This window comes from Niallia sp. NCCP-28 (genome assembly GCF_023168165.1).
Lineage (GTDB): Bacteria > Bacillota > Bacilli > Bacillales > Cytobacillaceae > Niallia.
This window is the reverse complement of the sequence record NZ_BQYJ01000002.1, coordinates 907755-934300: the sequence shown is the minus strand read 5'-3', so window position 1 is coordinate 934300 and position 26546 is coordinate 907755. Positions and strand designations below refer to the sequence as shown.

General features: G+C 37.6%; 23 protein-coding genes. 1 reads left to right on the top strand and 22 read right to left on the bottom strand.

Going from position 1 to position 26546, the window contains the following annotated elements:
• Positions 1-2: 2 nt before the first annotated feature.
• The 9 genes from fmt to NCCP28_RS08960 all read right to left on the bottom strand — a co-directional run bounded on the left by fmt (position 3) and on the right by NCCP28_RS08960 (position 10381).
• The gene (fmt, locus tag NCCP28_RS09000; protein ID WP_248561045.1) at positions 3-947 is read right to left on the bottom strand and encodes a methionyl-tRNA formyltransferase; all 945 of its coding nucleotides are present in this window, start codon (positions 945-947) and stop codon (positions 3-5) included.
• The gene (gene def / locus NCCP28_RS08995; RefSeq protein WP_248561044.1) at positions 948-1430 is read right to left on the bottom strand and encodes a peptide deformylase; all 483 of its coding nucleotides are present in this window, start codon (positions 1428-1430) and stop codon (positions 948-950) included.
• 162 nt (positions 1431-1592) lie between these two features.
• Positions 1593-4001, bottom strand: a complete 2409-nt coding sequence (gene priA / locus NCCP28_RS08990) for a primosomal protein N' (protein WP_248561043.1) — start codon at positions 3999-4001, stop codon at positions 1593-1595.
• The gene (coaBC, locus tag NCCP28_RS08985; RefSeq protein ID WP_248561042.1) at positions 3998-5206 is read right to left on the bottom strand and encodes a bifunctional phosphopantothenoylcysteine decarboxylase/phosphopantothenate--cysteine ligase CoaBC; all 1209 of its coding nucleotides are present in this window, start codon (positions 5204-5206) and stop codon (positions 3998-4000) included. Before coaBC ends, priA begins: the two co-directional genes overlap by 4 nt.
• Positions 5207-5455: 249 nt before the next feature.
• Positions 5456-5668 carry a DNA-directed RNA polymerase subunit omega gene (gene rpoZ, locus NCCP28_RS08980; protein ID WP_248561041.1) on the bottom strand — a complete coding sequence of 71 codons (213 nt, stop codon included), beginning with the start codon at positions 5666-5668 and terminating at the stop codon, positions 5456-5458.
• A 2-nt stretch (positions 5669-5670) separates the two neighbouring features.
• Entirely contained in the window at positions 5671-6285 is a 615-nt protein-coding gene (gmk, locus tag NCCP28_RS08975; RefSeq protein ID WP_248561040.1) for a guanylate kinase, read from the bottom strand.
• A 9-nt stretch (positions 6286-6294) separates the two neighbouring features.
• Positions 6295-6558 (bottom strand): extracellular matrix/biofilm regulator RemA, encoded by a 264-nt coding sequence (gene remA, locus NCCP28_RS08970; protein WP_101175543.1) that lies wholly within the window; start codon positions 6556-6558, stop codon positions 6295-6297.
• A gap of 59 nt (positions 6559-6617) precedes the next feature.
• Complete coding sequence (locus NCCP28_RS08965) at positions 6618-7493, bottom strand: YicC/YloC family endoribonuclease (RefSeq protein ID WP_248561039.1); 876 nt, start codon at positions 7491-7493, stop codon at positions 6618-6620.
• Positions 7494-7702: 209 nt separating this feature from the next.
• The gene (locus tag NCCP28_RS08960) at positions 7703-10381 is read right to left on the bottom strand and encodes a calcium-translocating P-type ATPase, SERCA-type (protein WP_248561038.1); all 2679 of its coding nucleotides are present in this window, start codon (positions 10379-10381) and stop codon (positions 7703-7705) included.
• A 301-nt stretch (positions 10382-10682) separates the two neighbouring features.
• Here NCCP28_RS08960 and NCCP28_RS08955 point away from each other — a divergent pair, with 301 nt between their 5' ends.
• Entirely contained in the window at positions 10683-12395 is a 1713-nt protein-coding gene (locus tag NCCP28_RS08955; RefSeq protein ID WP_248561142.1) for an Rqc2 family fibronectin-binding protein, read from the top strand.
• Positions 12396-12448: 53 nt separating this feature from the next.
• Here NCCP28_RS08955 and pyrE read toward each other — a convergent pair whose 3' ends face one another.
• From pyrE to NCCP28_RS08890, 13 genes are all read right to left on the bottom strand, one after another.
• Positions 12449-13072 (bottom strand): orotate phosphoribosyltransferase, encoded by a 624-nt coding sequence (gene pyrE / locus NCCP28_RS08950; RefSeq protein WP_248561037.1) that lies wholly within the window; start codon positions 13070-13072, stop codon positions 12449-12451.
• Positions 13069-13785, bottom strand: a complete 717-nt coding sequence (gene pyrF, locus NCCP28_RS08945; RefSeq protein WP_248561036.1) for an orotidine-5'-phosphate decarboxylase — start codon at positions 13783-13785, stop codon at positions 13069-13071. Before pyrF ends, pyrE begins: the two co-directional genes overlap by 4 nt.
• A complete protein-coding gene (locus tag NCCP28_RS08940; protein WP_248561035.1) occupies positions 13757-14698 on the bottom strand; it encodes a dihydroorotate dehydrogenase in 942 nt (313 codons plus the stop codon). The genes pyrF and NCCP28_RS08940 overlap by 29 nt, the downstream gene beginning before the upstream one ends.
• Positions 14695-15474 (bottom strand): dihydroorotate dehydrogenase electron transfer subunit, encoded by a 780-nt coding sequence (locus tag NCCP28_RS08935; protein WP_248561034.1) that lies wholly within the window; start codon positions 15472-15474, stop codon positions 14695-14697. Before NCCP28_RS08935 ends, NCCP28_RS08940 begins: the two co-directional genes overlap by 4 nt.
• Positions 15471-18683, bottom strand: coding sequence for a carbamoyl-phosphate synthase large subunit (gene carB, locus NCCP28_RS08930; RefSeq protein ID WP_248561033.1), 3213 nt, complete (start codon positions 18681-18683; stop codon positions 15471-15473). Before carB ends, NCCP28_RS08935 begins: the two co-directional genes overlap by 4 nt.
• Positions 18670-19767: a carbamoyl phosphate synthase small subunit gene (locus NCCP28_RS08925; RefSeq protein ID WP_282579538.1), complete on the bottom strand. Its 1098-nt coding sequence runs from the start codon at positions 19765-19767 to the stop codon at positions 18670-18672. Before NCCP28_RS08925 ends, carB begins: the two co-directional genes overlap by 14 nt.
• Entirely contained in the window at positions 19764-21050 is a 1287-nt protein-coding gene (locus tag NCCP28_RS08920) for a dihydroorotase (RefSeq protein ID WP_248561031.1), read from the bottom strand. The genes NCCP28_RS08925 and NCCP28_RS08920 overlap by 4 nt, the downstream gene beginning before the upstream one ends.
• Complete coding sequence (locus NCCP28_RS08915; RefSeq protein WP_248561030.1) at positions 21013-21954, bottom strand: aspartate carbamoyltransferase catalytic subunit; 942 nt, start codon at positions 21952-21954, stop codon at positions 21013-21015. The genes NCCP28_RS08920 and NCCP28_RS08915 overlap by 38 nt, the downstream gene beginning before the upstream one ends.
• A 198-nt stretch (positions 21955-22152) precedes the next feature.
• A complete protein-coding gene (locus tag NCCP28_RS08910; protein WP_248561029.1) occupies positions 22153-23463 on the bottom strand; it encodes a solute carrier family 23 protein in 1311 nt (436 codons plus the stop codon).
• A 194-nt stretch (positions 23464-23657) separates the two neighbouring features.
• Complete coding sequence (pyrR, locus tag NCCP28_RS08905) at positions 23658-24200, bottom strand: bifunctional pyr operon transcriptional regulator/uracil phosphoribosyltransferase PyrR (RefSeq protein ID WP_248561028.1); 543 nt, start codon at positions 24198-24200, stop codon at positions 23658-23660.
• A gap of 180 nt (positions 24201-24380) precedes the next feature.
• Positions 24381-25292: an RluA family pseudouridine synthase gene (locus NCCP28_RS08900; protein ID WP_248561027.1), complete on the bottom strand. Its 912-nt coding sequence runs from the start codon at positions 25290-25292 to the stop codon at positions 24381-24383.
• Entirely contained in the window at positions 25285-25773 is a 489-nt protein-coding gene (gene lspA, locus NCCP28_RS08895) for a signal peptidase II (protein WP_282579537.1), read from the bottom strand. The genes NCCP28_RS08900 and lspA overlap by 8 nt, the downstream gene beginning before the upstream one ends.
• Positions 25774-26016: 243 nt before the next feature.
• Positions 26017-26301: a hypothetical protein gene (locus tag NCCP28_RS08890; protein ID WP_248561026.1), complete on the bottom strand. Its 285-nt coding sequence runs from the start codon at positions 26299-26301 to the stop codon at positions 26017-26019.
• Between the last annotated feature and the right edge of the window lie 245 nt (positions 26302-26546).

Below are 26546 nucleotides of genomic sequence, written 5' to 3'. Positions count from 1 at the left end.
TCTTAAGCTCCTAAAGTTTCTTGTAGTTCCATTTTTGCTCCAGCGCCTCTTAAGTATACTTCTGCTGTCATTTTCTTTTTGCCCGCAGGCTGAAGTTCGATAATTTTGATTGCTGTATCATTGCCTGTTCCAATGATAAACCCATCTTCTTCAATCCCAATGATTGTTCCAGGAGCGCCATGGTTTTCTTTTGCTACCTTTTTTACAGACCAGATTTTCATTACTTCCTTTTTGTACATTGTAAAAGCAACTGGCCACGGATTCATTCCCCGCACCTGATTATATATGTCTTCCCCGTTTTTTGACCAATCGATCTGTTCATCTGCTCTTTTTATATTAGAGGCAAATGTTGCAAGAGCATCATCTTGTGGAATAGGAATTAATGATCCACTTAAAAGCTTTGGCAATGTTTCGGAAAGAAGGTCGCTTCCCGCTATGCTTAATTTATCATGCAGGGTTCCCACTGTATCATTTTCTTCAATGACAACTTCTGCTTGCGTTAAAATATCGCCTGCATCCAATTTTTCCGCCATATACATAATAGTGATTCCTGTTTTTTCTTTTCCTTGAATAATGCTGTAATGAATTGGAGCTCCGCCGCGAAGTTCAGGAAGCAAAGATGCATGAACATTGATGCAGCCGAACTTCGGCGCTTCCAATAACTCTTTAGGCAGTATTTGACCAAATGCTGCTGTTACAATTAAATCTGGCTGCAAGTTAATAATGGCTGTTAATTCTTCCGATTGCCGAATTTTTTCTGGCTGATATACAGGGATATTGTGTTTTTCTGCTTCCACTTTAACAGGTGGGGGTGTTAACGTTTTTTTTCTGCCAACAGGTCGATCTGGCTGTGTTACAACGGCAATTACTTCATAACCATCTTCTAAAATTCGCTGCAATACTGGCACAGAAAAATCGGGAGTCCCCATAAATACGATTTTTGTCATTTAAGATTCCACTCCTTCTAACTCTTCTTCCTCTAAATAACGAATGACTTTTGATGTAAACAGCACTCCATCCAAATGATCCATTTCATGTAAAATGGCTCTTGCTAAAAAGTCTTCTGCTTCCAGAATAAATGTTTTTCCTCTGCGGTTTTGTGCTTGTACTTTAATAGAGAAAGGACGATTCACTTCTCCGTACAATCCTGGAAAACTTAAACAGCCTTCTGGCCCAATTTGTTCACCTGAAAAAGAAAGCAATATCGGGTTAATCAGCTCAATCGTTCCCATTTCATCATCTATATCCACAACTGCAATTCTTTTTCCTATGCCGATTTGCGGTGCAGCTAAACCTACTCCATCAAACGCAATCATCGTATCATACATATCATTTAATAGTTTTGCTAATTTTTTATCAAAGACTGTAACTGTTTCACATGAACGTTCTAATACTTCATTTGGAAACATTACAATTTTTTTTACTGCCACTTCATTTCCTCCAAACATTTATGTCTATCTATTTCATCACATAACGATCTATTTTAAACCTAATAAAGGGATAATACAAGCATTGTGATGAAAAGAGGCTGTCTCAACATATAAAAAAGGCAATCCAATAGTGCAAAACCTGCCTAGTGGACGGCACCTTTTCTACATTAATAAAAAGGGATTAACATCGATGGAAATCTGCAGTCCATTTGACGAAATCTCACCTTGATAATGATCTAAAATAGATTTCAGCACTGTTTTTAAGTTAGGCTCCTGTTTGTATTTTATCAGACACTGATACCGATATCTATTTTTTATTCTGGAAATTGGGGAAGCAACTGGTCCGAGCACAACCGTATTTGGAAGCAGTTTTTGTCTGGCGACTCTTGTGATTTGCTCTGTTACACTGACTGCCTTTGTTAACTGTTCATGACTGACGGTAATAAGCGTAATATAGTAATAAGGAGGATAGGAGTGAGATTTTCTTATCATCATTTCCCGCGAATAAAATAAATCATAATTTTGCTGGCTGCTCAGCTCAATACTATAATGCTCCGGAGTGTATGTCTGAAATATTACCTCTCCTGCTAATTCATGCCTTCCAGCACGGCCGCTTACTTGGGTCAACAATTGAAATGTTTTTTCTGAGGAGCGAAAATCTGGCAAATGAAGCATCGTATCGGCAGATAACACACCAACAAGCGTAATTCTCGGAAAATCCAAGCCTTTTGCAATCATTTGTGTTCCTAAAAGAATATCTGCGTTGCCCTCTTGGAATTGCTTTAATAATTTTTCATGGGCTCCTTTGCGGCTTGTTGTATCTACATCCATGCGAATAACACGAGCCTCTGGCATGATTTTTGTCAATTCTTCTTCTACCTTTTGTGTTCCTGTTCCAAAGTAGCGAATATGTTCGCTTGAACATTCTGGACAAATTTTTGCTGTAGGCTCCTCATAGCCGCAGTAATGACATTTCATCAGGTTATTATATTGATGATACGTTAAACTAATATCACAATGGGGGCATTTCATAACATATCCGCAATCTCGGCACATAACAAATGAGGAATGGCCCCGTTTGTTTAAAAACAACACTGTCTGTTCTTTTTTTTTCAGTCGATCAGCAAGCTTTTCTAATAGCAGCCTTGAAAACATCGACCGATTGCCTTCGCGAAGTTCTTCCCGCATATCAACAATATCAACAGGTGGAAGGGGATTATTATTCATTCTTTTTTGCAATGTCAACAGGGTATAAACTCCCTTTTGCGCCCTAGCGAAACTTTCTAAAGAAGGTGTTGCACTCCCTAATATAACTGGACAACGATGAGTCAATCCTCTTTTAACGGCAACATCTTTTGCATGATATTTTGGGTTTTCTTCTTGTTTATATGTCATTTCATGCTCTTCATCAATAATAATAATTCCTAAATTTTCAAATGGGGCAAAAATGGCAGATCGTGCTCCAACTACTACTTGCACTTCTTTACGCTGGATTTTACGCCATTCATCGTATTTTTCTCCAACAGAAAGACCACTATGAAGGACAGCCACTTTATCGCCAAAACGGCCTTTAAAGCGATTGACCATTTGTGGAGTTAAAGCAATTTCTGGAACGAGTACAATCGCTTCTTCCCCTTTTTTTAGCACTTTATCAATTGACTGTAAATATACTTCTGTTTTTCCGCTCCCTGTCACACCATATAATAAAAAAACTTCGTGCTCTTTATCCTCAATCGAACCATGAATAGGTTTAATGACCTTCATTTGCTCCTCTGTCAGAGTTAACGGGAACGTTTTTTCAAATTCTCTTTCTTTATAAGGATCACGGTACATCTCTACCTCTTGTTCCCCTAAAATGCCCTTTTCTATTAATCCTTTTATTACAGCACTAGATGTGTTCAATTCACTTAATAAAAGCCTTTGTTCGATTGATTGGTTATATTTCAAAAAATATTCAATGACGGTTCGCTGCTTATTTGCCTGCTTATTAAGAGATTCTAATGCCATTTTCAGCTCATGCTCATCTAAACGGGAATAAATATGCTTTATCTTTTTTTTATTGGCACGGGATTGGACTTCATAGATTACTTCTAAATTTCCATTTTTCACTTCCTTTTGAATAGAAGAAAGGGAAACTGTTTTTAATGCATCTTCCCACAGTATCTCTGAACGTTCAGAAAATAAAGGATGGAGCGATTCTGAAATAGCCTTTTTTTGAGCAAGCAGTTTGATTTTCCGCTGATACTTTGCTTTTAAAGCTGGAGGCAGCATGGCTTGAAAAGCCGATATTTTATAGCAAAGTGTATGAATGGACAACCATTCTGCTAAATCAAGCAATTCCTTATTTAATACAGGAACAAGATCCATTGGTTCACTAATTTTTCGTAAAGAGGCAAAAGAAGATTCGCTTTCCAATCTTTCAACAAATCCTTGCACCTTTCTTGGACCAAAAGGAACTATTACTCGCATGCCTGGCTGGATCATTTCTTCTAAATGATCTGGAACAAGATAATCAAACGGTCTATCTGTTTGTTTTGCAGGAACATCCACAATCACTTTTGCTACTGTCATTTATTTACCATACCCTTCATCTGGTACGCTTGTTCTAAAATTTTAAAAGCTGCTTCCTCTTTTGATAATAGAGGCAATTCTATTGATTCTCCACTTTTCAAATATAAACTAACACGATTTGTATCTGTGCCAAATCCAGAATCTTTGCTGTTCACATTATTGGCAACGATCATATCTGCATTTTTTTTGGTCAATTTATCTTTTGCATATTGTTCCATATTTTCTGTTTCTGCAGCAAAACCAATTAATAGTTGATGCTTTTTTCTTTTGCCTAGTTCTAGCAATATATCTTTTGTCCGCACAAACTCAATAGATTCTTTTCCTTCTTGTTTCTTTACTTTATGTTCATAAACAAAAGCAGGCTTATAGTCGCTGACTGCTGCTGTTTTAATGACAATATCTGTCTTATCGTACTGATCGATAACTGCTTCATACATTTCCTCTGCACTTTCAACACGAATCACTTTCGCCCCTTTTGGTGGCGTCAGATGGCTTGGGCCTGTTACAAGGATAACCTCTGCTCCCAAATTCAGTGCTTGCTGCGCTACGCTATAGCCCATTTTTCCTGTTGAACTGTTCGAAATAAAACGTACTGGGTCTATTTTTTCTCTCGTTGGTCCTGCTGTTACAAGTACCCTTTGATTTTTTAAAAATTGGTTTTCTTTCGAAAAATATTCTTCCATATGTGCAATGATTTTCTCTGGCTCTTCTAATCTTCCTTTTCCAATATATCCGCAAGCAAGATAGCCTTCCCCTGGATTGATAAATCGGTATCCATAATCATACAATGTTTGAATATTTTTTTGTACGGCTGGGTGATCATACATATGTACATTCATTGCAGGAGCAATCCAAACATCAGAGATTGCCGCAAGCAATGTAGTTGTCACCATATTATCAGCAATGCCATTTGCCAATTTGCCGATTGTATTCGCTGTTGCAGGTCCTACTAAAATCAAATCCGCCCAATCTGCCAAATCAATATGCGCAATAACCCTTGCATCTTTTTCATCAAAAGTATCTGTATACACTTCATTTTTTGATAATGCTTTAAAGGTTAAAGGAGCAACAAACTCTGTTGCCGACTCTGACATGACTACTTTTACATGTGCACCCTTTTGTGTTAATTTGCTTGTTAAAGCACACATTTTATAAACAGCAATTCCTCCTGTTATACATAATAATATTTTTTTTCCCTTTAACATCACGCTTCTCCTTTCTCCCTACTGAAAGCTGCTTTTATTCTGCAAAAAATAATTTTGCTCCTATTATTCAATAACAGTACATTACCATAAACGCTTGGATAATAGATAGTCGATTCTTTGAATATACTGGTCTTTTTCCCAGCTAAGGCAGTTTTTATTTTCATGAAAAAAGACTGATCGAAGATAAAGAAAAATTCTTTGTTCGATCAATCCTTTCCTGATAATATTATCTAATTCTTTAAGGTGCTTTTATTCTTCGCCTTCTGCCAAATTCACACGGTATGTTAATTGGTCTGCATGAATCTCTTCTAAAGCTTTGCCTACATTTTTATGGGAAACATATTTGTTTAACTGCGGTTTTGCATTTAATTGCATTTTTCTAGCTCTTTTTGCTGCTACCGAAACCAGTGAATATTTAGAATCGATTTTTGTTAATAATGAATCAATAGATGGATATAACATAATTAATTTGCCTCCAGCATTTTTTTGTATTTTGGTTCAACACGTTCTCTTCTGCAATGTTCTGCAATAATAATTGCTTTAATTTTTTCACATGCATTTTCTACTGTATCATTTTCTACCACATAATCATATAGATGCATCATTTCAATCTCTTCTTTTGCTACATTCATACGATTATTGATAATTTCTTCTGTTTCCGTTCCTCTTGTTACAATTCTATTTTTCAATTCCGATAAACTTGGAGGACTTAAGAAGATAAATAGCCCGTCAGGGAACTTGTCCCGAACTTGTTTAGCTCCTTCTACTTCGATCTCTAAAAAAACATCTTTTCCTTTATCTGTTGTTTCTCTTACATAATCAACAGGAGTGCCATAATAATTGCCGACAAACTCTGCATATTCAAGCAATTTCCCTTGTTCGATTAATGCTTCAAATTCTTCTCTGGTTTTAAAAAAATAATCCGTTCCGTCTATCTCCCCTTCACGCGGAAGTCTTGTTGTCATGGAAATAGAATATTCAAATGCATTATTTTTTTGAGAGAAAATTTCTTTTCTTACAGTTCCCTTTCCTACACCGGAAGGTCCTGACAATACTATTAACAGCCCTTTTTCTATCAAGGTCTTCTCCTACCCTTCATCCATAATTTCATCGCGATCATTTAGCCTGTGTGCAACTGTCTCTGGCTGAACCGCAGAAAGAATAACATGGTCGCTGTCTGTTACAATCACGGCCCTTGTTCTTCTTCCATAGGTGGCATCAATTAGCGAGCCTCGATCCCGTGCATCTTGGATAATACGTTTAATTGGAGCCGATTCAGGACTTACAATCGATATAATTCGATTGGCAGAGACAATATTGCCAAAACCGATATTTATTAACTTGATGGACATGTTCTTTCCCCAATCATATTATTTTATTTTTAACGGGTCAGCATCTTTCTAAACCCATATTACTCCATGTTTTGAATTTGTTCTTTTATTTTTTCTAGATAACTTTTCATTTCGACTACTTCTTTGCCGATTTCGGCAGAATTTGCTTTCGAACCAATTGTGTTAACTTCTCTATTCATTTCCTGCAGCAAAAAGTCCAGCTTTCGCCCAATCGTTTTTTTCTCTTCGAGAATTTCATAAAATTGCTGAAGATGGCTTTTAAGACGGATAAGTTCTTCGTTAATATCTGCTTTTTCACTAAAAACAGCAACCTCAGAAGCAAGCCTTGATTCATCCATAACATCCTGCAAATAACTTTCTACTCTTGCTTTGATTTTCTCTCGGTACATGACACTAACTTGGGGTGCTAGTTTTTCTAGAATGCCGATGGACTGCTTAAAACCTTCTAAAAGAAAAAGAATATCCTTTTTTAGAGCTTCTCCTTCTTTTTCTCGCATTTTATCTAATTCCAAAACAGCATCCTCTACTGCCAAAAGAATCATTGTTTCTATTTCTTCCTTATTTAATTCAGCATCTACCAGCTGGAAACAATCTTTATTTTGAAGAAGATCATCGATTGTTATTGTTTGTTGTATAGAATATCTATTTTTTATATCGGTTAATAATTGGTGGTAACGATCAAGCAGCAGCCAGTCTACTTCTACTTTTTGGTTGTTCAGCTCATTTCCTTCTACTGCAATAAATACTTCTGCTCTGCCTCTATGTATATATTTTAAAATATTCTTTTTGATTTGTTCTTCTATTATTAAAAACTGCTTAGGCAGTTTAATCAATTGTTCACAAAAACGATGATTTACCGTTTTTATTTCCACATTTACAGTGAAACCATCTCCTTGTTTCCCGCTTTTTCCAAATCCAGTCATACTTTTAACCATAATCACACATCCATTTATTTAAAACTCGCCATGCAATTGTTAACATGAATCTTAACAATCCAATAAACTGCTATGCATATCTATTAACTACACAACAACTTCATCCAAGGCTTCCAAATATGTTTTACCGTGTATATATAAATAATACCTAATACAAAAACAAAAGGTAATAGAAATTGTCTCTAGTACCTTTTGGATTATAACATATTTTATTTTGATTTACTTAACAAAAATGATCCTGCAAGTAAAAAAGTTGGAACAGAGGCAAGTCCGATAATCATTGGCCAATCTTTTGCAAGAATCGGAACTGTATGGAAAATTTCTTGCAAAAATGGTACATAGACAACAATAAGGGCAAGCACTAAGGAAGAAATAACTGCCCATACTAGGTATATATTGCCAAAAGGATTACGGGAAAGAATAGATTTTTCACTACGACAGTCAAATACATGAATCAGCTGGGCCAATACTAATGTAATAAAAGCAACTGTTTGTGCATATTGCAAATTTTCAGGATTGTTGTCATATGCAAATATAAACGCAAGTATGGTGGCTAATCCAATTAAGATGCCTCGGGAAATGACTTTCCAGCCTAAACCTCTTGCAAATACTCCTTCGCTTGGGTTCCGCGGATTCCGCTTCATCACATTATCTTCCGGTCTATCCAATCCTAGCGCCATCGCCGGAAGGCCATCTGTCACTAAATTAACCCACAGTATTTGAATAGGAACAAGCGGCAAAGGCAGCGCCAAAAGCATGGCAAACAGCATTACCAATATTTCTCCTACATTTGAAGCCAATAAATAACGGATAAACTTGCGAATATTTTCATAAATATTTCTTCCTTCAATAATTGCAGCCTTAATGCTTGCAAAATTATCATCCATCAGTACAAGAGAAGAAGCTTCCTTGGCAACATCTGTACCGGTTATGCCCATTGCAATGCCTATATCTGCTGTTTTAATTGCTGGTGCATCATTGACACCATCACCTGTCATTGCAACGATATGGCCTCTATTTTGGAATGCTTGCACAATTTTCAGCTTATGTTCAGGGGATACCCTTGCAAACACACTGACTTCATCTACTACGCCTTCCAATTCCTTTAAATTCATATTAGCTAAATCTTTTCCCTCTAATACTTTGGAGCGCTTGTTGGCAATGCCAAGTTCTGTTGCAATTGCTTTTGCTGTAATCACATGGTCTCCTGTGATCATAACAGTTTTAATGCCTGCTTCTTTACATTCTTTTACTGCTTGTTTCACTTCTGGCCTTGGGGGATCAATAATCCCTTGAAGACCGATAAAGGTTAAATCTTTTTCTGCTTCTTGTTCATGCAGTATAAGCGTATTTGGCGATATTTCTTTAAAACCAATCGCAATGGTTCTTAGAGCTTGGGAGGCAAGTCCATTAATTGCTTCTTGCACCATATTTTTTATATCTTTTCCATAAACTTGTGTTTTATTTCCCATTAAAATAGAGATACTTTTTCCCGCTAATACATCTGGTGCCCCTTTTGTTACAATAAACTGTCTTCCAGAAGGATCTTTCACCACAACACTCATCATTTTTCTTGTAGAATCAAAGGGAAATTCATTAACAATCTCAAATTGAGTTAACAGCTTTTTTCTCGTAAATCCTGCTTTCATACCGGCAACAAGCATTGCTCCTTCTGTTGGATCTCCATTTAAAACAAATTCATCGTCCTTTTGGAGAATTTCTGCATGATTGCAAAGCATGCCGAATGTTAATAGCTGCTGCAGCACTTTATCTTTTTTAGGATCAATGATTTCCTTATCCTGATAGTATTTCCCTTGAGGCTCGTAACCAATGCCATCTACTGTCCATGTTTTCCCACCGCTCCAAACCTTTGTAACGGTCATTTTATTTTGTGTTAATGTGCCGGTTTTATCAGAACAGATGACACTTGCACAGCCTAATGTTTCAACAGCTGGCAATTTGCGGACAACCGCATTTTTCCGAATCATTTTTTGCACACCTAATGATAAAGCAATGGTAACAATGGCTGGCAATCCTTCTGGAATAGCCGCAACAGCAAGTGATACACCCGCTAGCACCATTTCATATAAATCATTTCCTCGAATAACACCAATAGCGACAACGAGAACGGTTAGCAATAAAGCCGTCACAATTAATATTTTTCCAAGCTGCTCTAAACGTCGCTGCAGCGGCGTTGTTTGTGATTCAGCATTTTGCAGCAGGTCTGCAATTTGTCCCATCGCCGTTTTCATTCCCGTGGCAATAACGACACCCACTCCGCTTCCTCTTGACACCATTGTGCCCATAAAGCCCATATTTTCCATATCTCCAAGTGTTAGATTTGCATTTTTTATTGGTGATACCGTTTTTTGAACAGGCACTGATTCTCCTGTTAATGCAGATTCTTCCACTTCTAAACTTCTTGATTCAATAATGCGGACATCTGCCCCAATGCGGTCGCCACTGGCAAACTTAATAATATCGCCAGGAACTAATTCTTTTGATAAAATCTTGACCCATTCCCCGTCTCTTAATGCTTGCACCTGCGGCTGTGAAAGCTCCTTTAATGCGGATAAGGACTTTTCTGCTCGTCTTTCTTGAAAAAATCCTAAAAAACTATTTAAAATGATGATTGCAATAATTGCAATTGCATCAATATATTCTCCGAGAAGTCCAGAAATTAATGTTGCCGCCAACAGCACCAGAACCATAAAGTCTTTAAATTGACTAAAAAATAAAAGCAGTGCTGATTGCTTCTCTCCTTCATCCAGTTCATTCTTTCCGAACTGTTTGCGCCTTTTACTAGCATCTTCATTTGTCAGTCCAGCCGAAAAATCCGTATTTAATGTTCGTTCTACTTCTTTTTCGTTCATTTCATGATAATTCATCCGGCCATCTCACTTCCCCCTTTTCAATTCAAGCTCGCCAAATCAAAAAAGCAAACATTTTGTTCTTCCTATTGGCGATGAAAAAAATCGTAGTTGTTCTGAACAAAGCATAAGCAAAACTAAACTGCAAAGTTGTCCCAACACCACTCTTAACAAATCATATTCAGCCAAATTAAAAAAAATGCTAGAAAGAGATCACTTCTTTTTGACAAAGCATAAATCTTTAGCCAATATAAGAGAAGGAATAAAAAAGATAGTTAATGAAAAACAAATAGATACATTAAAGAAAAGGATGTTAAACATGTCATTTGATGGATTATTTACAAAAGCAATGACTGCTGAGTTGCTAGAAAATTTAAAAGGCGGCCGCATTACAAAAATCCAGCAGCCCTTTACTAATGAAATTGTCCTTGTTGTTCGGGCAAATGGAAAAAATCAAAAACTTTTGCTTTCTGTCCACCCTAGTTATGCTCGCATTCAATTAACAGAAGAAACCTATGAAAACCCAAAAGAGCCTCCAATGTTTTGTATGCTTTTGCGCAAACATTTAGAAGGCTACTTTATTGATAACTTGTATCAGATTGGCCATGACCGAATTATTGTCCTGGAAGTAAGAGGCAGAAATGAGATTGGGGATACTTCCTATAAAAAATTAATGATCGAAATCATGGGACGCCACAGCAATATTATTTTAGTGGATCAAGAAAAAAATACGATTCTTGACAGCATCAAACATGTTTCTTATGCCGTTAACAGCCATCGGGCTATTCTGCCAGGCTACGAATACAAAGCGCCGCCTGCACAGGATAAAAAAGACCCCCTCTCCGCAGAAAAAGAAGATATTTTAAAAGCACTGGACTTTAACAGCGGGAAACTAGATAAACAAATTGTACAGCAGTTTTCGGGCATTTCTCCACTGTTGGCAAAAGAAATTGTTTTTCAAGCGGGTTTGGCTAATCGAGATACATTGCCCGAGGCCTTTCTTGCTAAAATGAAGGAAATAAAAGAGGCACACCATAATCCTTCTATTATACAAACAGAAGACAAAGAATATTTCTATTTTCAAAATTTGCTCCATTTAAAAGGGGAAAGCAAAAATTTTTCCACCTTAAGCAAAATGCTTGATCGTTTTTATTTTGGCAAAGCGGAACGGGATCGGGTAAAACAGCAAAGCAATGATTTAGAACGTTTTATCGTAAATGAGCGGGATAAAAATGAAAAAAAAATCAAAAAACTGAAAAGATCACTGCAAGAAGCAGAAAACGCAGAACAATATCAATTGCTGGGGGAATTGTTGACAGCCAATATTTATGCTGCGAAAAAAGGCATGAAAGAAATAGAAGTCGCAAATTATTATCATCCAGATGGAGAAATGGTGACAATTTCTCTTGATCCAAGAAAAACGCCTTCTGAGAATGCGCAAAAGTATTTTACACGCTATCAAAAAGCAAAAAACTCAATTGATATTATTAAAGAGCAAATAAACCTAGCTGAAAAAGAATTAGCATATTTTGACACATTGCTGCAGCAAATTATTTCTGCTTCCCCTAAAGATATTCAGGAAATTAGGGAAGAGCTGATAGAAGAAGGCTATCTTCGAGAACGTCAGAAAAAACAAACAAAAAAACAGCAAAACATAAGGCCAGTGCTGGATCAATACATTGCCAGCGACACTACAGAAATATTAGTCGGCAAAAACAACAAACAAAACGATTACTTAACAAATAAAGTAGCGGCTCGTGATGAAATTTGGCTGCATACAAAGGATATTCCAGGATCTCATGTCGTCATTCGCAGTAAAGAGCCTAGTGAAGAAACAATAATAGAGGCAGCAAAATTGGCGGCATATTTCAGCAAAGCCAAACAATCTAGTTCCGTGCCAGTAGATTACACATTAGTTCGTCATGTAAAAAAACCGAGCGGTGCAAAACCTGGTTTTGTTATTTATGATAATCAACAGACTGTTTATGTTACACCAGACGAGGATACCGTACTGCGCTTAAAACAGCAATAAAAGCCTGAAAAGGCCGATATTGATGAATTTCATCAATATCGGCCTTTTTTCAATTAGTTACCCCATTCTCCGGGATTTTTTTGCCAGTTTTGCAGACTTAGCATATCTTCCGCTTGAATATAACCGCTTTTTTCTGCTACTTCTAATAGAGTTGTATAATCCGTTAAAGAATAAGCTGTAATTTCTGCTTCTTGCAATAATTCTTTTCCTTTTGGCAGTTCATATGTAAAGATGGAAACAACCCCTAACACTTCACAACCTGCATCACGAAGTCCTTCTACTGCTGTAATCACACTTCCGCCTGTTGAAATCAGATCTTCTACTACAACTACTTTTTGCCCTTTTTCGATTTTCCCTTCAATTTGATTGCCTTTGCCATGCTCTTTTGCTTTGGAGCGAACATAACACATTGGCAAATCCAACACATCACTTGCCCATGCTGCATGCGGAATTCCAGCTGTTGCCGTTCCAGCAACTACTTCTGTTTCCGGAAACTTCTCTTTAATTAATTGTGCCAGTCCATTGGCAATATCTTTTCTAACAGAAGGATATGAAAGGGTTAAACGATTATCGCAATAAATAGGTGATTTAATGCCAGAAGCCCATGTAAATGGATTGGATGGCTGTAAAAAAACAGCCTTTATTTCTAGTAGTTGCTCTGCAATTTGTTGTTTCATTGTGTAACGCCCTCCCACTCATTTTTAAACAATAGATAGCTTTCATATGGATTTGCACTTCTTGTAATTGATCTACCGACAACAATGGATGAAACGCCATTTTCTTTTGCCTTTTTTGGTGTTGCAACACGAACCTGATCTTGAACATTATCAGAATCTAAACGAATTCCTGGTGTAACTGTTAAGAAATCCGGCCCTAATTTTTCTCTGATGGCATTTGCTTCTAATGTAGAGCACACGACACCATCTAGTCCTGCTTCTTTTGTAATCGATGCATAATGCATTACAGAGTCCAATAACGGCACTTGAATCAGCTGCTGCTTTTGCATTTGTTCTTCAGACGTACTTGTCAGCTGGGTTACTGCAATGCAATCTGGACGTTTGCTTCCAGCCAATGTGCCTGCTTCTAACCCTTCAAGAGCGCCTTGCATCATTGGAATGCCCCCTGCAGCATGAACATTAACCAAATCCACCCCAAGTGAAGCAATATTACGCATTGCACTTTTTACCGTATTAGGAATATCATGGAGTTTTAAGTCAAGGAAAATCTGATGGTTTTTTTCTTTTAATACGGCAATAATGCCTGGTCCTTCTTTATAAAATAGTTCCATGCCTACTTTTAAAAACAACTTTTCTTGTTCAAATTGGCTAAGAAATATATCTACTTCTTTTTTATTAGCAAAATCAAGAGCGATGATAAGCGAATTGCTCATGTTTTCCCCAGCTCCTTCCAGTTAATTCTGAGATGTGTTCAAATCCGTATCGATCTAGTAATTCTGGCAATTCATCAATAATTTTTGGACATACAAATGGATCTACGAAGTTTGCTGTCCCTACAGCGACTGCACTTGCACCTGCGTAGAAAAACTCTAGTACATCTTCGGCTGACGTAATTCCGCCCATGCCGATAATCGGCAGGTTTACCGCTTGACTTACTTCATAAATCATGCGGATGGCAACAGGTTTCACCGCAGGACCAGATAGTCCTCCTGTTTTATTTGCTAAGATTGGTTTAGCTGTTTTTAAATCCAAACGCATTCCAAGCAATGTGTTAATCATCGTTAAACCGTCTGCTCCACCGTCCTCTACAGCTTTTGCCATTTCTACGATATTGGTCACATTCGGCGATAATTTTACATAAACAGGCTTTTCCGATACTTCTTTCACTTTTTTCGTTAAGTTCTTGGCCACTTCTGGGATGGTTCCAAAAGCGATTCCGCCTGTTTTTACATTCGGACAGGAAATGTTTAATTCCAGCGCTTGCACATTTGGAGCTTTCGAAATTTCTTTTGCTACTTCCACATAATCCTCTTCCAATGATCCTGCCACATTTGCAATAATCGGCACATCAAAGTTTGCAAGCCAGGCAAGTTCAACATCACGAACTTTCTCTAATCCAGGATTTTGCAGTCCAATTGCATTCAGCATGCCTGCTGTTGTTTCTGCTACACGTGGCGTTGGATTGCCAAATCGAGGTTCTACTGTCGTCGCCTTAATCATAATTGCTCCAAGTTTGCTCAAATCATATAAATTACTGAATTCACGTCCAAATCCAAAGCAGCCGGATGCAGGCATAATAGGATTTTTCAACTCTAAACCAGGCAAGCTGACCTTTAATCGATTCATATTACTACCTCCCCTGCCTTAAACACTGGTCCATCTGTACATACCTTTTTATACGAAAAGCCTGTTGGATCGTCTTGTGTATGGCAAACACATGCAAAACAAGCGCCGATTCCGCAGCCCATTCTTTCTTCTAGTGAAATAAACACGCGCTTATGCGGGAATGACTTTTCTAAATTTCTTAACATCGCCGTTGGACCGCATGAATATAAAATATCAAACGCTAATTTTTCTTGTGCTATCACATCTGTTACAAATCCCTTTGTACCATGTGTTCCATCCACTGTTGCTACATATGTGTCTCCTAGCTCACGAAACTTTTCTTCATAAAAAACAACATCACGATTTTGGAATCCTAAAACAGTTATGACTTTCACTCCATTGGCTGTTAATCGATGTGCCAACTCATATAATGGGGGCACTCCAATGCCGCCTCCTACTAATAGAGCTGTTTCTTGCCCCTGTGCTTCTTCTACTGGAAAACCATTGCCAAGCGGACCAAGAACATCCACTGACTCGCCTTCTTTTTTGGCTGCAAGCAATTGTGTCCCTCTGCCTTCTTTGCGGTAAATCATTGTAAATGTTAGGTTCTTTTGATCAACTCGGCAAATGCTGATTGGTCTTCTCAACAATGGCTCAAATGTATCCCCTACTTTGATATGAACAAATCTTCCCGGCTCATCCATTTCATGAACAAGCTCACCTCTAAGGGTGAGCTCCATTATATTTTCAGCAATTTCAGCTTGACTAACTACTGTACATAATTCGTTTCTTATCATGCAAATACTGCCTCCAAGTTTTTTTGTCCTGACTGCATTGCTTCAGCAGAAAATGTCATTGATTCTACAACACGCAAAATTGCTTCAGCAGTATCTAGTGATGTTAAACATGGAATGCCATTTTCTACAGATTCTCTGCGGATTCTAAATCCATCCCGAGTCGGCTGGCTTCCTTTAGAGAAAGTATTGATTACAAATTGTGCTTTTCCGTCTCTGATTACATCAATTAATGTAGTGCCGTCGCCGCCAATTTTATCCACTACTTTTACAGGGATATTGCTTTTTTGCAAATAAGCTGCTGTTCCGCTTGTTGCCATAAGACTATAGCCAATATTCATAAATCTTTTTGCCAGCTGAACTGCTTCTTCTTTATCTTTATCCCCAATTGTCAGCAGCACTGTTCCAAATGTTTGAATCTTCATTCCAGATGCTACTAAACCTTTGTATAATGCTTTTTCTAATGTAATGTCTTTGCCCATTACTTCTCCTGTTGATTTCATTTCAGGTCCAAGGGTAATATCTACTCTTCTTAATTTTGCGAAAGAGAATACCGGCACTTTTACAAAAACTCCAGCCTGTTCAGGAACTACTCCTGATGAATAGCCAAGATTTTTTAATGTATCTCCTAAAATTACTTTTGTTGCAATTTTTGCCATCGGTACATTTGTAATTTTGCTTAAAAATGGTACTGTACGGCTTGAACGTGGGTTGACTTCCAGTACAAATACTTCTCCTTTTGATACAACATACTGAATGTTTAATAGTCCGATAATATTTAGTCCTTTTGCTAAGCGTGTTGTATAGTCAATCAATGTTTGTTTAATTTCATTTGATAAACTTTGCGGCGGATATACAGCAATAGAATCTCCAGAGTGGACTCCTGCTCGTTCAATATGCTCCATAATTCCTGGGATTACAACATCTGTTCCATCACAAATTGCATCCACTTCAATTTCTTTTCCTGTTAAATAGCGGTCGATTAAGATTGGTTGACCAGGACTTGCTTTTACGGCATTCTCCATATATGGAATAAGTTCTGATTCATTGTACACAATTTGCATGGCTCTTCCGCCTAATACATAGGATGGGCGCACTAATACTGGATAGCCGATTGTTTTGGCTACAGCAGCCGCTTCTTCTACCGTTAATGCCGTTTTTCCTTCTGGCTGCGGAATGCCTAAATCTTGCAATGCTTGTTCAAACTTATCCCGATCTTCTGCACGATCTAAGTCTTCTAGTGATGTTCCAAGAATTTTCACACCACGTTCCACTAATTGCGCTGCTAGATTAATTGCTGTTTGGCCTCCAAACTGCACTACTACTCCTTCTGGTTTTTCCAGATCAATAATATGCATTACATCTTCAATGGTTAATGGCTCAAAGTACAATTTATCGGAAATGCTGAAGTCTGTTGATACTGTTTCAGGATTATTGTTAACAATAATTGCTTCATACCCTGCTTCTTTAATCGCCCATACAGAGTGAACTGTTGCATAATCAAATTCAATTCCCTGGCCGATTCGAATAGGACCAGACCCTAATACCACAATGCTTTTTTTGTCTGTCACAATCGATTCGTTTTCGTCTTCATATGTGCCATAAAAATATGGTGTTTCTGATTCAAACTCAGCTGCACATGTATCCACCATCTTATATACTGGAATCAAGTTATTTTCCTTTCTCCAGTCATATACTTCAATTTCTTTTGCATTCCATAGTTTTGCTAGTTGAATATCAGCAAAGCCTTTATCTTTTGCTTTTGCTCCATACTCTAAATCAAATGGATGTGCAGCAAGTTCTTTCTCTAGTTTGATGATTCCTTCTAATTTATATAAGAAGAATAAGTCTATTTTACTCCATTCATGAATGGTTTCAATGGTAATGCCGCGCTGCAAAGCTTCTGCAATATAGAATAATCGCTCATCTCCGGCATTGCGGATTCGTTTTTCTAATAGAGCATCGCTAATTTCCTCTCCGCCATTTAAAGCAAAATGATATACTTTTGCTTCTAGGGAACGAATTGCTTTTAACAAGGACTCTTCAAATGTGCGTCCAATTGCCATTACTTCCCCTGTTGCTTTCATCTGCGTCCCTAAATTGCGTTTTGCCGATTCGAACTTATCAAAGGGGAAACGAGGTATTTTGCTGACAACATAATCTAATGCTGGTTCAAAGCTTGCATATGTTTTCCCTGTAACAGGATTCATCATTTCATCCAATGTTAAGCCAACAGCGATTTTTGCTGCAAGTTTGGCAATTGGATAACCTGTTGCTTTACTTGCTAGTGCTGATGAACGGCTGACACGCGGATTTACTTCAATAATATAGTATTGAAAGCTATATGGATCTAATGCAAGCTGCACATTACATCCGCCTTCAATTTTTAAGGCTCTGATAATTTTTAATGAAGTGTTGCGCAGTAATTGATATTCTCTATCACTTAAAGTTTGGCTTGGTGCCACAACAATACTGTCACCAGTATGGATTCCAACTGGATCAATATTTTCCATATTACACACAACAATCGCATTGTCATTGCTGTCACGCATTACCTCATATTCAATTTCTTTAAAGCCTGCAATACTTTTTTCTAATAAACATTGTGTTACTGGACTATTTTTTAAACCGCTTGTCACAATTTCATGCAGTTCTTCGTCATTATGGCATATTCCTCCGCCAGTTCCTCCTAATGTAAAGGCTGGGCGAACGATTACTGGGTAGCCAATTCTTTCTACAAAGCTTTTTGCTTCTTCCATGTTATGAATAATATCACTATCTGGCACTGGTTCTCCAAGCTCGTGCATTAAGTTTCGGAAAAGATCTCGATCTTCTGCTTGCTGAATAGCTGATAATTTTGTTCCCAATACTTCTACGCCGCATTCTTCCAACACGCCAGCTTCTGATAGTTCAACTGCCAAGTTCAGCCCTGTTTGTCCACCTAATGTTGGCAAGATCGCATCCGGTCTTTCTTTGCGGATAATTCTGCTTACAAAGTCTAGTGTTAATGGCTCAATATAAACAGCGTCCGCCATTTCTGTATCTGTCATAATCGTTGCAGGATTGGAATTGACAAGAATTACACGATATCCTTCTTCTTTTAGCGCCATACAAGCTTGTGTTCCTGCATAGTCAAACTCTGCTGCTTGGCCAATAATGATTGGTCCTGATCCGATTACTAGTATGCTGTTAATATCTTTACGCTTTGACATATGCTGCACCTTCCTGTTTATGTGATAAAATCATCGAGATAAAACGGTCAAATAAGTAATTTGCATCTTCTGGACCTGGTGATGCTTCCGGATGATACTGAACGGTAAATGCCGGGAAATTTTTATGCTGCAACCCTTCAATTGTTCCATCATTTAAGGCAATATGCGTTACTTCAAGATCCGTATTGGCTACAGATGCCTCTTCTACTGTATAACCATGGTTTTGTGCGGTTAAGGATACTTTCCCTGTTAGTAAATCTTTAACCGGATGATTGGATCCCCTGTGCCCAAACTTCATTTTTTCAGTATTTGCTCCCATTGCTAAGGCAAACAGTTGATGTCCTAGACAAATGCCGAACACAGGAACTTTCCCGATTAATCCTTGAATCATTGCGATTGCTTCTGGAACGTCTTTTGGATCTCCAGGTCCATTTGACAGCATAATGCCATCTGGACTTAAACTTAAAATTTCTTCTGCTGTTGTATTATATGGCACTACAATTACATCACAATCACGCTGATTCAACTCGCGCAAGATACCATGTTTCATTCCAAAATCAACAAGCACTACTCTATGGCCCCGTCCTGGACTTGGATAAGGTTTTTTTGTAGAAACACGACTAACTTGGTCTGTGCTAAGTCTTGTGCTGCGAAGCTTTTCCAATACTGCTTCTACATCTTCTTCCATATTGCAGAAAGCACCTTTTAATGCTCCGTGCTGACGAATGATTCTTGTTAATTTTCTTGTATCAATCCCAGCTAATCCTGGAATGTTTTTTTGTTTAAAATATTCATCTAAAGAAAGTTCATTTCTCCAGTTCGAAGGAAAATCACAAACTTCTTTTACAATAAATCCTTGAATGGCCGGAGTGATTGATTCAAAATCATCGCGATTAATGCCATAGTTGCCTACTAAAGGATATGTTAATGTTACGATCTGTCCACAATAAGATGGATCTGATAATATTTCTTGATAGCCTGTCATTCCTGTATTAAATACTACTTCTCCGATTGTGCTTTTGTCTGCGCCAAATCCTTCTCCAATAAACACTGTACCATCTTCAAGAATTAATTGTTTTTTCATGCGTGTACACTTTCCTTTCTCCAAGCAATCTTGCCCTTTACTATTGTTGCAATTGGCCATCCTTGACATTCCCAACCTGCAAATGGTGTATTTCTACCTTTTGATAAAAAGCTGTCTGAGTTGATTTTTTCTTTTTCTTCCAAATCAAGGATAACAATATCTGCTCTAGCTCCTACTTCTAATGTTCCAGCAGCTAATTTAAATGTATCTGCAGGTTTTTTTGTTAAATAATTGATTAGTTCTACAAGCGTCATTTTTCCAGTTTTCACAAAATGTGTGTAAAGAAGTGGAAAAGCTGTTTCCAGACCAACAATTCCAAATGGAGCTTTTTCGATTGGCTGTGCTTTTTCTTCTGCTGTGTGCGGTGCATGATCTGTTGCAATAAAGTCGATTGTTCCGTCAAGCAAACCTTCTATTAATGCATCCCGATCTGCTTTCCCTCTTAATGGCGGATTCATTTTGTAATTCGTATCTTTGCCGACAATATCATGTTCACATAATAATAGATGATGTGGTGAAACCTCTGCCGTTACTTTAATGCCTGCTTTTTTCGCATCCCTTACAACGCGCACTGATTCTTTTGTGCTGATATGGCATACATGGTAGTGGCAGTCTGCTGCTTCTGCCAACAATACATCTCGTGCAATTTGTACTGATTCACAAACCGATGGGATACCGTTTAATCCATTTGCTTTGGAATATTCCCCTTCATGCACGCAGCCTTTATTAATTAAGCTGTTGTCTTCACAGTGGGCAACAATTGCCATGTCTAAGCTTGCAGCAAGCTTCATCGCTTCTAGCATTTTGCCAGCTTCTTGTACGCCGACACCATCATCTGTGAAAGCAAATGCACCCAATTCCTTTAATGCTTTAAAATCAGTTAATTCTTGGCCAAGCTGTCTGATGGTAATAGATGCATATGGAAGCACATGAACATTTGCTGTTTCTTTTATTTTTTCATTTAAATTATGTAGATGTTCCACTGTGTCTGGAACTGGTCTTGTATTTGGCATGTTTGCAATGGTTGTAAAGCCTCCTCTTGCCGCTGCCATTGTACCCGTTGCAATTGTTTCCTTTTTCTCTCCGCCTGGCTCTCTTAAATGAACATGCACATCAATAAATCCTGGAGAAACGATTTTGCCTTTTGCATCAATGATTTCTTGAGCTTCCTCTTGTATAGAAGATGCAATTTCTTTAACAATGCCATTTTCAATCAGAATATCTTGTTCTACTAATTCCCCTGTATTAGTAAGCAATCGGCCATTTTTTATAATCATTGACATGTAAATTTCCCCCTTCAATAGTTGTAAGTGATCTTTTTAGTACGCTCATGCGGATATATACACCATTTTGCATTTGTTTAAAAATTCTAGAACGTTCGCATTCCACTAGCTCATCTGCAATTTCAACGTCGCGGTTAACAGGTGCCGGATGCATAATGATGCTGCCTTTTTTCATTCTTTTTTCTCTTTCCACAGTCAGCCCATATTGCTTATGGTACTTTTCTTTTGTCATCTCTATATCATTTTCATTATGCCTTTCATGCTGAATGCGGAGAAGCATGACCACATCTGATGTTTCTATTGCTGTATCAATATCTTCATAATTGGCATCATTCAGAACATTTTCATCAAACCATTCTTTTGGTCCAGAGAAAACAACTTCTGCTCCAAGTCTTGTTAGGGCATCTGCATTGGACCTTGCGACACGGCTATGGCGGATATCACCGATAATGCTTATTTTTAAGCCCGCAAATCGATTGAATTCTTGTTTAATTGTCAAAAGATCTAAAAGCGATTGTGTCGGATGATTGCCGCACCCATCGCCGGCATTGATGATAGGAATATTTATTTTCCCTACAAGATCTTTAAAATAATTATCCTCTTTATGTCTTACAACAACCGCATTTACTCCGATTGATTCAAGAGTACGGATAGTATCATATAATGTTTCTCCTTTAACAACACTTGAACTAGTTGTTTCAAACGGAATTACTTCAAGCCCCAATTTTCTTTCTGCCACTTCAAAGCTGCATTTTGTTCTTGTACTTGGCTCAAAAAATAGGTTTGCAACAAACTGCTGTTTATTTGGCCTCCACTCAGCTCCATTTGCAAAGTTTTGTGCATCTTGAAGGATTTGCTGAATTTCTACAACCGTTAATTCCGATGTTGTTAATAAGTTTTCCATTATTTTTTTCCTCCTTATCAATAGAAAGCTTAAGTGCTGCTGTTTTCCTAAAAAAAGACACCCTATTATTCGCAGGGTGTCTGAGTTGAATAGTTTTATGTCGCTTAAAGTCGGTAGAAAATAAACTGCCGAACTCTTTTGCACATAAAAACATCCAACACCCTTAGAAGTCTCTCTGTACTTTTTTAAAAGGTGTTTCTATTTTGTTTCTTTTACATCTATTGCTTCTTCGAATAAATCATCTGATACCTTTTCTTTTCCTGGCAGTGCTAGATTTAAGATTACACCTAAAATCGCTGCCAAAGCCATTCCTTCTAACTTAAACTGCTCTCCAAAGTGGATGGATGCTCCGCCAATTCCCGTCACTAGAATAACCGATGCTATTACTAAATTGCGATTTTTGCTGAAATCCATTTTTGCATCTACTAAAATTCTCAAACCTGATGAAGCAATTATTCCAAATAACAGAATGGATACACCACCCATTACTGGAGCCGGTATCGAGTTGATTAAAGCTGTCACTTTGCCGATAAAGCCGAACACTATTGCAAGTACTGCTGCCCCTGCCAAGATATAGACACTGTATACTTTTGTAATCGCAAGCACTCCAATGTTTTCGCCATATGTCGTTTTTGGCGGTCCTCCCATAAGCCCTGAAATCATTGTTGCGGTTCCATCACCTAAAATGCTGCGGTGAAGACCTGGATCTTTAATATAATCTTTTCCCACTACTTTGCTTAATACAAGCTGATGTCCAATATGCTCCGCTAATGTTACAATCGCTACTGGAACAAATAACGCGAGTATTGCTGTATTTATGTTTATATCATAGTCAACAAAAGGGAAGATAAAGTCTGGCATTTTCACCCATTTCGCATCTAACACAGGCTGAAAATTAACTACACCAACCACTAATGCGTAAATATATCCAACGATAATCCCTGCTAAAATCGGGATAAAGCTGAATACCCCTTTGCCAAACATGGTGAAAAGAATTGTTGCTATTAATGTTACCAGTGCTACTGAGAAGTACAATAAGCTGTATTCTTGTGTTACCGGATTATTCATTGCTTGATTAACTGCTGTGCCTGCAAGCCCTAATCCAATAACCATAATAACCGGTCCTACTACAATCGGTGGCAGGATGTTCATAATCCAGCGATAGCCAACCTTTTTAATCAATAATGCAACAAGCCCGTAAACGATGCCGGCGATAAAGGTTCCAATCATGGCAGCACCAGGTCCCCCTAGTTCTTTTGCTGCGATTACTGGTGCAATAAATGCGAAGGATGATCCTAAATATGCTGGCACTTTAAATTGAGTAATCAATAAAAATGCTAATGTTCCAAGCCCGCTTGAAATTAATGCGACTGCTGGACTTAATCCAATTAAATAAGGAACCAAAACTGTTGCGCCAAACATGGCAAATAAGTGCTGTAAACTTAATGTCAACCATTGTATAGGAGATGGTTTATCTTTAATTCCTAGTATTGGTTTGTTATTATTCATGCTGTAATCTCCTCTTATACGATTATACTAAAATAACTTTTATTGTGTTGTTTAAACTAGTATGTGCTTTTAATCAAAATAAAACCCCTTATGTTGTATGATGCACATAAGGGGTTTTACGCAGGAGGAAATAAACCCTCCATTGTCCACTCCCCTTATCAGTCTCACAGGACTGCCTTTAAAAGGGCTTTTATTTAATTTTCATAAATATTCACTTCATCGTGGCCGTCTACTTCCGCCAATTCCACCACAATTTTTTCTGAGCTGGATGTTGGAATATTTTTCCCTACATAATCTGCTCGGATTGGAAGTTCTCTATGGCCTCTGTCCACTAATACAGCAAGCTGTATGGACGATGGTCTTCCCATATCCATTAATGCATCCATTCCTGCCCGAACCGTTCTTCCTGTATACAAAACATCATCAACTAGGATTACTTTTAAATCTTTAATGCTTGTTGGAATATCGGAACCTTTTACTAATGGTTCGTGATTGCTTGTTTTTTCCGATAAATCATCTCGATATAATGTAATGTCTAATTCACCAACAGGAATGCTTTTACCTTCGATTTGAGAGATTTTCTCTGCTAGGCGATTGGCGATATATATCCCTCTTGTACGAATACCTACTAGAATACAATTGTCTATCCCTTTATTCTTTTCAATAATCTCATGGGCAATTCTTGTTAACCCTCTTCTAATTGCTTGTTCATCTAGTACAAGTGCTTTCTGCGACATATATATGTTCACCTTTCTTCTATGCAATACAAAAATCCTCTCAACCCAAGGTGTGAGAGGATAAACTGATAGCATAAGCCGCCATATAAATATGGCATATCCGTTTCCTTCTCAACCTCTCTGGATTGACTTAAAGGACTTATTCAACTAACGTTATAGTAATATATATTTAGGCATATGTCAACGATTATTCCTTAAATTATTTAAAAGTTCCTCAAAATATGTGGGAAGCGGTGCTTCAAACTCGATATACTCCCCTGTTCTTGGGTGGTTAAATCCTAAAATTCCTGCGTGAAGCGCTTGTCCACCAATATCCACTGTTTTCCGAGGTCCATATTTTGGATCACCAGCAAGAGGAAAACCAATATATTTCATATGCACACGAATTTGGTGCGTTCTCCCTGTTTCAAGCTGGCATTCAACAAATGAAAAATCAGTCATTCGCTCTAATACATGAAAATGAGTTACTGCATGTTTGCCATTATCCACAACAGTCATACTTTGTCTATCTTTCGGATCACGGCCAAGAGGCGCATCAATTGTTCCATAATCGTGGGGGATCGAACCATGAACGAGTGCTTTATATTTGCGTGTAACCGTTTTTGCAACTAACTGATTGACTAAACTTTCGTGAGCGGCATCATTTTTTGCAACCATTAATAAACCAGATGTATCTTTATCAATGCGATGTACGATTCCTGGGCGCATTACTCCATTGATTCCAGATAAATCTTTGCAATGGGCCATTAAGCCATTTACAAGCGTGCCTGAGACATGCCCTGGCGCAGGATGGACAACCATGCCTTTTGGTTTGTTTACAACAATGACATCAGCATCTTCATAATAGATGTCCAAATTCATTTCCTCTGCCACTACATCTAATTCTGTAGGATCGGGAATATCTATTGCTACTAAATCATTCAAAACACCTTTATATTTTGTTTTGACGATATTTCCATTTACTGTTACATGTCCTTCTTTAATCCATTGCTGTACTTGTGTTCTGGACCAATCTTTATCTATCGTTGAAATAATTTTATCGATTCTTTCATTCACTTGCTCTTCTGTAATGGTATGTTCCCTTTTATCCATGTTTTTTCTCCTTTTTTGCTGCGCTTTCCTCCCTCAGCATTACAATCAACAATAAGATAACGCCGATTACTAAACTTGAATCTGCTATATTAAATATTGGAAAATCATAACTGAAGATATACGTATTAATAAAATCGACTACATATTGATGTCTGATGCGGTCGATAAAATTGCCAATAGCACCGCCTAATATTAACCCTAATGAAATGCCATACATTATCTTGCCTTTTGCTGTCGTTTGAATAAAATAGCAAATCCCCACAATCACAACACTTGTAATAATATAGAAAAATGCCATTTTGCCTTGCAAAATCCCCCATGCTGCACCAGCATTTCTATGGGAGGTAATATAAAAAACATTTTGAATTACTTCTATACTTTCGCCAAGCTTCATATTTTTAACTACTAGCCATTTTGTCAGCTGATCCGCTATTATAACGAAAAGTGCAATTATGTAATAAAACACCAAAGTTTCCTCCATTTCTCGAGTCTCCTTTAGCATTTTAGCATAATATGCATAAAAACGATAGTTTATCCTGATTCTCATACAAGCATTTCCTGCTCTTCTTGCCACTAAAACTTAAAAACGCCATCATCTTCATCATTCATTTGTATGAACAAAAACTTGTTTTTGAATATTGTTGATAGAAATAAATGTTTTTACTCCAGCAAAAGCGAATTTCCCTTTCCAACTCTAGCGGCATTTTTTGCCAAAATCATCTTGTTAATAATAAAAACCTTTACGATAAAAATACTGCATTTTTTGTATATCTTGGTTGGATTTAACAAGGGGTATCATCGATAATATATCTTCGGGAATAAGTTCACCTGAAATTTCACATTTGCCAAAATCACCATTTTCTAAACGTTTCATTGATTCTTCCACGTCTTTTAATTCAGCTTCAATATATTGATTAATTTTGGATTTTCTTTTTACTCGTAGTGTTGTCATTAATTCAATTTGTGTCATACGGAGTTCTGTATAAAGCTCTTCTAATTTCATATTCATACGATTTTCCTCCGTTCCTATGTTGTTAAGACTAGATTCCCCTAAAAAGCAAGTCATCAGTCCACTTAACTTTTAACAGCGATAACAACAATTGTCGGATGTGGAATTTTTTATAAATATTCCCCTAAACTCAGAGGCTGTTTTTTCAAAGACTGTTGTTGTTTCAGATACAAAATAGAAAAAAAGACGCAGCAGCCTGAATACATGCAGACTCCTTTGAAAATGCGAAAAAGTTGGTGCTCATT

Bases quoted from the DNA above. Each gene is read 5' to 3' on its own strand.
- fmt (WP_248561045.1), bottom strand. From the start codon at position 947: ATGACAAAAATCGTATTTATGGGGACTCCCGATTTTTCTGTGCCAGTA.
- priA (WP_248561043.1), bottom strand. From the start codon at position 4,001: ATGACAGTAGCAAAAGTGATTGTGGATGTTCCTGCAAAACAAACAGAT.
- coaBC (WP_248561042.1), bottom strand. From the start codon at position 5,206: ATGTTAAAGGGAAAAAAAATATTATTATGTATAACAGGAGGAATTGCT.
- rpoZ (WP_248561041.1), bottom strand. From the start codon at position 5,668: ATGTTATATCCATCTATTGATTCATTATTAACAAAAATCGATTCTAAA.
- remA (WP_101175543.1), bottom strand. From the start codon at position 6,558: ATGTCCATCAAGTTAATAAATATCGGTTTTGGCAATATTGTCTCTGCC.
- NCCP28_RS08965 (WP_248561039.1), bottom strand. From the start codon at position 7,493: ATGGTTAAAAGTATGACTGGATTTGGAAAAAGCGGGAAACAAGGAGAT.
- NCCP28_RS08960 (WP_248561038.1), bottom strand. From the start codon at position 10,381: ATGAATTATCATGAAATGAACGAAAAAGAAGTAGAACGAACATTAAAT.
- NCCP28_RS08955 (WP_248561142.1), top strand. From the start codon at position 10,683: ATGTCATTTGATGGATTATTTACAAAAGCAATGACTGCTGAGTTGCTA.
- pyrE (WP_248561037.1), bottom strand. From the start codon at position 13,072: ATGAAACAACAAATTGCAGAGCAACTACTAGAAATAAAGGCTGTTTTT.
- pyrF (WP_248561036.1), bottom strand. From the start codon at position 13,785: ATGAGCAATTCGCTTATCATCGCTCTTGATTTTGCTAATAAAAAAGAA.
- NCCP28_RS08940 (WP_248561035.1), bottom strand. From the start codon at position 14,698: ATGAATCGATTAAAGGTCAGCTTGCCTGGTTTAGAGTTGAAAAATCCT.
- NCCP28_RS08935 (WP_248561034.1), bottom strand. From the start codon at position 15,474: ATGATAAGAAACGAATTATGTACAGTAGTTAGTCAAGCTGAAATTGCT.
- carB (WP_248561033.1), bottom strand. From the start codon at position 18,683: ATGTCAAAGCGTAAAGATATTAACAGCATACTAGTAATCGGATCAGGA.
- NCCP28_RS08925 (WP_282579538.1), bottom strand. From the start codon at position 19,767: ATGAAAAAACAATTAATTCTTGAAGATGGTACAGTGTTTATTGGAGAA.
- NCCP28_RS08920 (WP_248561031.1), bottom strand. From the start codon at position 21,050: ATGTCAATGATTATAAAAAATGGCCGATTGCTTACTAATACAGGGGAA.
- NCCP28_RS08915 (WP_248561030.1), bottom strand. From the start codon at position 21,954: ATGGAAAACTTATTAACAACATCGGAATTAACGGTTGTAGAAATTCAG.
- NCCP28_RS08910 (WP_248561029.1), bottom strand. From the start codon at position 23,463: ATGAATAATAACAAACCAATACTAGGAATTAAAGATAAACCATCTCCT.
- pyrR (WP_248561028.1), bottom strand. From the start codon at position 24,200: ATGTCGCAGAAAGCACTTGTACTAGATGAACAAGCAATTAGAAGAGGG.
- NCCP28_RS08900 (WP_248561027.1), bottom strand. From the start codon at position 25,292: ATGGATAAAAGGGAACATACCATTACAGAAGAGCAAGTGAATGAAAGA.
- lspA (WP_282579537.1), bottom strand. From the start codon at position 25,773: ATGGAGGAAACTTTGGTGTTTTATTACATAATTGCACTTTTCGTTATA.
- NCCP28_RS08890 (WP_248561026.1), bottom strand. From the start codon at position 26,301: ATGAATATGAAATTAGAAGAGCTTTATACAGAACTCCGTATGACACAA.